The 7730-nt window shown below is 70.2% G+C and carries 6 protein-coding genes; 1 reads left to right on the top strand and 5 read right to left on the bottom strand.

The genetic code is table 11. The features are described from left to right. Positions 1 to 468: 468 nt before the first annotated feature. The 3 genes from hfq to AX737_RS22910 form a co-directional block, all read right to left on the bottom strand. On the bottom strand, positions 469 to 723 hold the full coding sequence (hfq, locus tag AX737_RS22920; RefSeq protein WP_066925253.1) for an RNA chaperone Hfq: 255 nt from the start codon (positions 721 to 723) through the stop codon (positions 469 to 471). Positions 724 to 937: 214 nt separating this feature from the next. Next, the gene (locus tag AX737_RS22915; RefSeq protein WP_066925250.1) at positions 938 to 2302 is read right to left on the bottom strand and encodes a sigma-54 dependent transcriptional regulator; all 1365 of its coding nucleotides are present in this window, start codon (positions 2300 to 2302) and stop codon (positions 938 to 940) included. Next, positions 2299 to 4611, bottom strand: a complete 2313-nt coding sequence (locus AX737_RS22910) for a PAS domain-containing sensor histidine kinase (protein WP_066925247.1) — start codon at positions 4609 to 4611, stop codon at positions 2299 to 2301. The genes AX737_RS22915 and AX737_RS22910 overlap by 4 nt, the downstream gene beginning before the upstream one ends. A gap of 258 nt (positions 4612 to 4869) precedes the next feature. Between AX737_RS22910 and AX737_RS22905 the strand changes: the two genes are divergently transcribed. Further along, a complete protein-coding gene (locus AX737_RS22905; protein WP_238230121.1) occupies positions 4870 to 5316 on the top strand; it encodes a YidB family protein in 447 nt (148 codons plus the stop codon). 365 nt (positions 5317 to 5681) lie between these two features. Here AX737_RS22905 and pufC read toward each other — a convergent pair whose 3' ends face one another. Together pufC and pufM are read right to left on the bottom strand one after the other, a co-directional pair. Continuing rightward, positions 5682 to 6755 (bottom strand): photosynthetic reaction center cytochrome PufC, encoded by a 1074-nt coding sequence (gene pufC, locus AX737_RS22900; protein WP_066925244.1) that lies wholly within the window; start codon positions 6753 to 6755, stop codon positions 5682 to 5684. Further along, positions 6752 to 7729 (bottom strand): photosynthetic reaction center subunit M, encoded by a 978-nt coding sequence (gene pufM / locus AX737_RS22895; RefSeq protein WP_066925241.1) that lies wholly within the window; start codon positions 7727 to 7729, stop codon positions 6752 to 6754. The genes pufC and pufM overlap by 4 nt, the downstream gene beginning before the upstream one ends. Position 7730: the final 1 nt, after the last annotated feature.

Genomic DNA, 7730 nt, shown 5'->3' with positions numbered 1-7730 from the left:
GGTTCGGAGGCCGGATCCGCCGGGGAGGGGCTCAGAGGCGATGCCCCTCGCGGATGAGGCGGAGCCCTTTCCCGGACGCCTGGAACGGAGTGGAAGGTGATCCGGGATCCAGCGAGGAAAGTGCCGCGAAGCGGCTCGAACTTCATACGTCGCTGGAGGATTCGGACGCTTCGCGATGTCCTGATGCTGGGTCCCGGATCACCCTCCGCTGGCGCTCCGGGCGTCCGGGGAAGCGGTGCGGATCATCTGGAGCCGGACCGCTTGCCGCACGCTCCCTCCCCCGCTGAGGCGAACCGCATTCACACAATAGCTTGTGCCGCGCACCCCGTCATTCCGGGGCGCCGAAGGCGAACCCGGAATGACAGCGTGGATATCGGAAATCGGTCCGCCGAGGAGATGTGCGAGCACGATAGCCCGCAGAGGGGGGAGGGAGGACGCGGCGGCTTCCGCCCCCTGATCTGAACGCCCTCACGCCTTCTCGGGCGCGGTCTCGTCGGGCTCGAAGAGCTGCACGGGATGGCCCGGCATGATCGTGGAGATCGCGTGCTTGTAGACGAGCTGCGAGTGCCCGTCGCGCCGCAGCAGGACGCAGAAGTTGTCGAACCACGTCACCACGCCCTGCAGCTTGACGCCGTTGACGAGGAAGATGGTCAACGGAATCTTGTTCTTGCGGACGTGGTTGAGGAAGGTGTCCTGAAGGTTCTGTGCGCGTTCGGCCGCCATTTTTTTATCCTTTGTTGTCCTGGCTGTTATTCTGGATTCTTGATCCGGTTTTCGAGGCGCCTGCCGGGGCCGGCCACCGAGGAGCCCCCCAAGGCCCGGCGCGATGTCGGGAAACATTACACCGGCAAAGCCCGGGCCGATGCAAGGGCAGGGCCGCGCTGCCGGGTGACGAAAGCGCCGCCCTCATCAGGACTTCCACGGCGCGCGCCACCTCTCAGGGCCCGATGCCGAGGGACTTCAACTTGCGGTGGAGAGCCGAGCGCTCCATGCCGATGAATTCGGCGGTGCGGGAGATGTTGCCGGAGAAACGGGCGATCTGGGCCACGAGGTACTCGCGCTCGAAGATCTCGCGGGCCTCGCGCAGCGCCAGGCTCATCAGCTTCTCGCCGCCCGAGCCCGCGGGCGTGGTCGGCACGAGCGCGCCGATCTCCGAGGGCAGCATCTCGGAGGTGACCTCCTGCTCCGGGTCGGCCTGGGTCAGGATCATCAGCCGCTCGACGTTGTTCTTGAGCTGGCGGATGTTGCCGGGCCAGTTGTGCGACTGCAGCACCGCCATCGCGTCCTCGGCGATGCGGCGCTTCGGCAGGCCGGTCTGGGCCGAGATGTTGTCCATGAAGAACCCGATCAGCTCGGGCACGTCCTCGCGCCGCTCGGAGAGCGCGGGCACCCGGATCGGCACCACCGAGAGGCGGTGGAAGAGGTCCTCGCGGAAGCGGCCCGCCGCGATCTCCTCGGAGAGGTCCTTCGAGGAGGACGAGATGATGCGCACATCGACGTGCACGCGCGTCGTCCCGCCGACGCGCTGGAAGTTCTGGTCGACGAGGACGCGCAGGATGCGGTTCTGCGTCTCGCGCGGCATGTCGGCCACCTCGTCGAGGTAGAGCGTGCCGCCGTGCGCCTCCTCCAGCGCGCCGACCCGGCGCCCCGCCTCGCCCTCGACGCCGAACAGCTCGGCCTCCATCGTCTCGGGCAGGATCGCGGCGGCGTTGAGCAGCACGAAGGGCCCGTTGGCCCGGGCCGAGGCCCGGTGCAGCGAGCGCGCGGCGAGTTCCTTGCCCGAGCCCAGCGCGCCCGTGATCATCACCCGGGCGTTGGTGGGGGCGACGCGCTCGATGGTCTGGCGCAACTGGTTCGCCGTCACCGAGGCGCCGACGATGCGGCTGGCGTGCCCCGAGCGGGCCTTGAGGTCGCGCACCTCGCGCTTGAGGCGCGAGGCCTCCAGCGCGCGTTCCGCCACGAGGATGAGCCGGTCGGCCTTGAAGGGCTTCTCGATGAAGTCGTAGGCGCCCGCCTTGATGGCCGAGACCGCGGTCTCGATGTTGCCGTGGCCCGAGATCATCACCACCGGCAGGTCCGGGTGGCCGGCCTTGATCAGGTCGAGCACTTGCAGGCCGTCGAGGCGCGAGCCCTGCAGCCAGATGTCGAGGAAGACGAGGTGGGGGCGCCTCGCCTCGATGGCGGCCAGCGCCTCGTCGGAGCCGCCGGCCGTGCGGCAGCGGTGGCCCTCGTCGTCGAGGATGCCCGCCACGAGGTCGCGGATGTCGGCCTCGTCGTCCACGATCAGGATATCGGCGCTCATCTGGTGATCTCCGCGATCTGGGGGGCCGTCCGCGCGGCGCCCTTCTCCACTGTCGTGGCCGCTGTGTCAGGATGTGCCGACGCGTCGGGTCCTTGCGCGCGCGGCACCCGCATGCGCACCTGCCCGCCGCGACCGGCCGGGTTGTCGTTGAGTTCGATTCCCCCGCCGTGCTCCTCCAGCACCTTGCTGACGATGGCGAGCCCGAGGCCCGTCCCGCCTTCGCGGGTCGTCATGTAGGGCTCGAGCAGGCGCTGGCGCCCCTCGGCGGGAAATCCCTTGCCGTTGTCGGTGATGCTGATCACCGCGAAGCCCTCGTCCACCGCGAGATCGAGGCCGATCTTGCCCTTGCCGAGGATCTCCTCCGGCACCTCGATCACCGCCTCGACGGCGTTCTTCAGGATGTTGGTGATGGCCTGGGAAAGGAGCCGGATGTCGAAGGCCGCGGTGATGCGCTCGGGCCCGCCGCTCGTCGAGAAGGCGAAGTCGATCTCGGGGTGGGCCACCCGCATCATGAACAGGTTCTGCTTGGCGATCTCGGTGAGGTCGTTCTCGGCGATGGCGGGCTTGGGCATGCGGGCGAAGGCGGAGAACTCGTCGACCATGCGCTTGATCTCGTCGACCTGGCGCACGATCGTGGCCGTGCACTGATCGAAGACCTCGCGGTCGGCGGTGATGACCCGGCCGTATTTGCGCCGGATGCGCTCGGCCGAGAGCTGGATCGGCGTCAACGGGTTCTTGATCTCGTGGGCGATGCGCCGGGCGACGTCCGCCCAGGCGGAGGTGCGCTGGGCCGAGACGAGGTCGGTGATGTCGTCGAGGGTCACCACGTAGCCGCGGGTCGTGCCGTGGGCCTGCTCGCTCGTCACCCGCACCGTCACGGTGCGCTCGCGGCCCGCGCGCGTCAGCTGGATCTGCTGCTGCACGGCGCGCTGGCGGCTCTCGCCCTCGGCGAGCACCGGGGCGAGTTCGGGCACCGCCTGCCCCAGCGCCTGCCCGATCAGCGCCTCGCCCGCGAGGTCCAGCATCCGCTCGGCGGCCGGGTTGGCGATGGTGACGTAGCCGCCCGCGTCGATGCCGATGACGCCCGGCGAGACCCCCGAAAGCACGGCCTCGGTGAAGCGGCGGCGGCGGTCGATCAGGTCGTTGGCCGCCGTCAGCCCGTCGTGCTGGCGGCGCAGCTCCTGCGTCATCTTGTTGAAGCTGGCGCCCAGATGCGCGAGGTCGCCGTCGGATTTCCGTGCCGGGACCTGGGCGTAGAAGTTGCCCGAGGCCACTTGGTCGGCGGCGTTGATGAGGCGGCGGATCGGGGCGACGAAGCGGTTGGCGAAGTTCATGCCGAACCAGACCGCCGAGAGCAGCGCGATCAGCGCGATCAGCACGAAGATCGACGCGAAGGTGACCTGGATCTGGCGCCTGAGCGAATCGTAGGTGAGGTACTCGGCCGCCGCCGCCCGCGAGACGCCCGGGAACTCGATGGCGAGCTGGCTCACCTCCCGCTGCACCATCAGCACCGCGTCGTCGTAGGCGGGCATGCGCAGGAGCGCGGCGAAGACCCGGCCCTCGGTCGGCAGCAGGCAGATCGGGTCGTTCGACTTGGCCGCCTCCGCGAAGGCCGCGGCCGCGGGCAGGCGCGTCGCCTTCAGCACGTCGATCTTGGCGCGGGCCACCACCTCGGTCGGCCCCCGCATGATCTGGGCGACCGGCAGGCCGAGATTCGTCGCGCGGGTGGTGAGGAAGTTCTCGAACCAGTCGCGGTTCACGTCGAAGTTCGGCCGGGCGCGCGTCAGGTCGTCGTTGAGGATGCGGATCTCGCGGGCGAGCGACTGGCACTGGTTCTCCTGGTAGGCGTCGGCCACCTCCACGGATTTCAGCACCACGTCGCGCACCCGGTCGGTGAAGCCGAGCGAGAGGCCGCGATCGATCGTCACCGAGGCCACTACCGCGAGCAGGATGGTGGGCAGGATCGCGATCAGGCTGAACAGCCCGACGATGCGGGTGTGCAGGCGGGCCACCGCGGCGTTGGCCCGGCGTGCCTTGAGGAAGACGCGCGCCTCCCAGGCGATGATCACCCCGAGGCCGAGCACCAGCGCGACGTTGATGGCGAGCAGCGTCACGCCGATCGTGCGCGTCGGGGTGACCTGGATCACGCCCGCCAGGATCAGGAAGGTGAGCGTGGCCGAGACCAGCGCCGTGACCACCACGGCGGCCCCGATCCAGCCCGGCCCGCGCGGGTCCGCCCGCGTCGCCTCGGCGGCCTCGCCGGGGGGCGCGGGGGACGTCTCCTCAGTTCTGTCTCGCGTGCGCGGCATCCCCGATGCGGGGCCACAACAGTGTGGCAGAATTAATACGACCGGGGTGGTCGGGCGCCCCGCTCGCGGACGCGCCAGCGGTTGTGAAAGCTTTGGACGATGCAACCGCACGCTGGGGGATCGCGCGCGACGGGACGGTTTTCCCGGGATTGCCGCCGCCCTGTACGCCAGCGCACGTGCGGCGCCCTTGCCGGCCGCTCCGCGCGCCCGAGCTTGCAGCGGCACGGCGCCGCCGGTCCGGCGCCGCAACGGCGGAGGATGGACGTGCTCGGCAGCGTGACGACGGTTCTCGGCGGGCTCGGCGCGAGGCTGGAGCAGGCCCTCGACGCGAAGGGGGCGGACGGCCTGGCGCTCGCCGCGGCGAAGTTCTTCCCCGGCGGCCTGCCGGCCCTGCTGGACGCGCTGCGCGCGGACGGCCACGGTGGGGCGGTGTCGTCCTGGCTCGGGCGGGGCGCGAACGAGCCGGTCCCGGCCGAGGCCTTCGCCCGCCTCCTCCCGCCCGCAATCGCCCAGGCCTTCGCCCGCGATCTCGGGCTGCGGCCGGAGCGGGTGCCGGTGGCGCTCGCCCAGTTCCTGCCCGCCGCGGTCGCGCGCGAGAGCGCGGACGGGGCGCTGCGCCCGCAGCCGCAGTTCAGCACGCAGGCGATGCCGGGCGCGCCCGACACGACCGGGGCGACCCGGGCCGCGACGATGGCGGCGGAGTAATCGTCGGAGGCGTGCGGAGCGCGGGCACGTACCCGGCTCTCCGCACCGCCACGGACGCTCTTCGAGGAGATCTGCTTCGACGAGACTTCGCGGAAACGCGAATGAGGCGCGGGTGCTCCAACCTCCTGTATCAACGCGCGCTCTTGCGCCGAACCGGCGTCCACTTCGGCGCAAGAGCGCTCTAGCGGGAGCGGGCTGCTTTCGCAGAAAGCCGGGTGTGGGACCCGGAGCCTTTGGGACAGGGCTCCGCGGTTCCGCGGCGGCGGCTCGCCTGATCCGAAACGTTCTCGTCCCTCATCCCAACCCTCTCGCGCACGGGAGGGCGGCGCGGTTCTCACCCGGCCGAGCCGAGACCCGCCATCCGGTTACTGCGCGGCCGGCGCCGGCACCCCCTGCGGCCCGCTCGTGGTGGCGGGCGCCACGGCGAGTTCCGGGTAGGCCTCGACCACGTGGGCGCCGCCGAGCGGCTTGCTCTGGCCGTTGTGGCAGGTGGCGCAGTTGAGCTTCGGCGCGTCGCCCTTGGGGCCGAGGCGGCTGGCCGGGAACACGCTCGTCAGCGGTGTCAGGTAGTTCGCGTTGAGGTCGCGCACCATCCGGATGGCGTGCCAGGCGAGCGTGCGCTGGGGCGCGCTCTGCGACCACTCCGCCACCGCGCGGGTGTTGTGGCAGTAGGTGCAGTTCACCCCGAGCGATTCCGACATGTGGATCATCAGCGCGAAGGTGCGCTCGGCCGCCTGGATCGGCTTGCCGGGGCTCTCGGGCAGGGCCGTCGTGGCGTTCACCCGGATCGCGCCCTGGTCGGGATCGGGCCTTGCGAGGTAGTCCTGCAGGTAGGTGTAGGGCAGCGAGGCCAGTCCCGTGGAGGGCGTGGCGAGGTTCTGGCCGTTGTTGCGGGCGATGAAGCCCCGCGTCGGGCTCGGCGCGTCGAACCAGATCTGGGCCGGCACCGGGTTGCCGCGGTGGCAGGTGTAGCAGGTCACGCCGGCCTCCCCGACGTGCTTCTCCTTCCAGTCCGTGTTGATGTGCTGGGTCATCTGCAGCATCCGCCGGGCGACCCGCTTCTGGTAGAGGCTGTCGTCCGCCATGTTCTCGGTGTTGTGGCAGTAGGTGCAGCCCTGTTGCGGCGAGACCCACTCGGTCATCGAGACCATCAGGCGGTTGAATTCCTCGACCGGGAGGTCCTGGAGCACCTTCACGTTCTCGTAGACCGCGCCGGCCTTGTCGGTGCCGGCCTCGACCGGGTCGGCCGGCACGGGTGCGACGTTCGCGGCCTTGATCTCCGCGGCGCCGGCCTTCGTCTGGATCACGTCCATGCCGGTGCCGCGGAAGCCGTGCTGCTGGTTGAGCATCGGGGGCCTGGTCCAGCCCGCCGTGCCGAACTGCGCGATCGTGAGGAACAGGGCCACCACGCCCGCGACGATGGCGCCGACCGTCTTCATGGCGTGGCTCCCGTGGCTTTGAGAGGATCGTGGATCGGCCCGAACACCTCCGGGTAGGCCGGCGCGACGCCGTGCTTGACCGCCCAGAGGTACCAGTTGTCGACCACGGTCCCGGTGAGCAGGATGCCGATGCCGCCGGTGAGCGTGGTGAGCACCGCGAACCACCAGGCCCAGCGGTGGACGGATTCCATCGTGGCGTTGAAGCCCATGGTCCAGCGCCAGAACAGGGCGGCGCGCTCGGTGGCGGTGCCGCGATCGACGATCTGGTCGATCTCGCGCTCGGCCCCGTAGCGCGAGCAGGCCAGGATGGTGCCCCCGTGCATCGCGAAGAGCAGCGTTGATCCGTACAGGAAGACGATCGAGAGCATGTGGAAGGGGTTGTAGAAGAGGTTGCCGTAACGCAGCGAGAAGGCCGCGGTCCAGTCGAGGTGGGGCAGGATGCCGAAGGGCACCGCCTCGCTCCACGAGCCCATCATCAGCGGCCGGATGAAGCCCAGCACGAGGTAGAGCCAGATCGCCGAGGCGAAGGCCCAGGGTACGTGGGTGCCGAGGCCCAAGGCGCGGGCCCGCCGGTAGAGACGGAGCCACCAGAGCAGGATCGAGGCGGTGAGGAAGAAGCCGGCGATCAGCCACCAGCCGCCCTCGTTCAAGGGCGGCAGCACCTTGAGCCCGTACTTCGGGAGCGGCGGCTCCAGCGCCAGCCAGGGGAGCTGGCGCACGAACTGGACCGGGTCCCAGTTCACGGACGCCCACATGTTGAGCCCGATGATCTCGAAGGCGATCAGCCCGCAGGCGAGCGAGAGTGCGCCCAGATAGCCGCCGTAGATCGGCCCGACCTGGCCGTTGCCGATCAGCCCGAACAGGTAGCTGTTGAAGGGGCGGCCCACGCGGGCGTCGACCGCGACCGGGATGCCGTGCTCCGGCACGCGCGGGCGCACCTGAACCTGGGTGAAGATGTTCTGGTAGTAGGCCACG

It is taken from the genome of Methylobacterium sp. CCH5-D2 (assembly GCF_001556475.1).
GTDB lineage: Bacteria > Pseudomonadota > Alphaproteobacteria > Rhizobiales > Beijerinckiaceae > Methylobacterium > Methylobacterium hispanicum.
The sequence above is the reverse complement of the archived record's forward strand: the minus strand, read 5'-3'. Positions and strand labels throughout refer to the sequence as shown.

Coding starts and splice junctions, on each gene's coding strand:
- AX737_RS22905 (WP_238230121.1), top strand. CDS start 4,870: ATGGACGTGCTCGGCAGCGTGACGACGGTTCTCGGCGGGCTCGGCGCG.
- pufC (WP_066925244.1), bottom strand. CDS start 6,755: ATGAAGACGGTCGGCGCCATCGTCGCGGGCGTGGTGGCCCTGTTCCTC.
- AX737_RS22910 (WP_066925247.1), bottom strand. CDS start 4,611: ATGCCGCGCACGCGAGACAGAACTGAGGAGACGTCCCCCGCGCCCCCC.
- hfq (WP_066925253.1), bottom strand. CDS start 723: ATGGCGGCCGAACGCGCACAGAACCTTCAGGACACCTTCCTCAACCAC.
- AX737_RS22915 (WP_066925250.1), bottom strand. CDS start 2,302: ATGAGCGCCGATATCCTGATCGTGGACGACGAGGCCGACATCCGCGAC.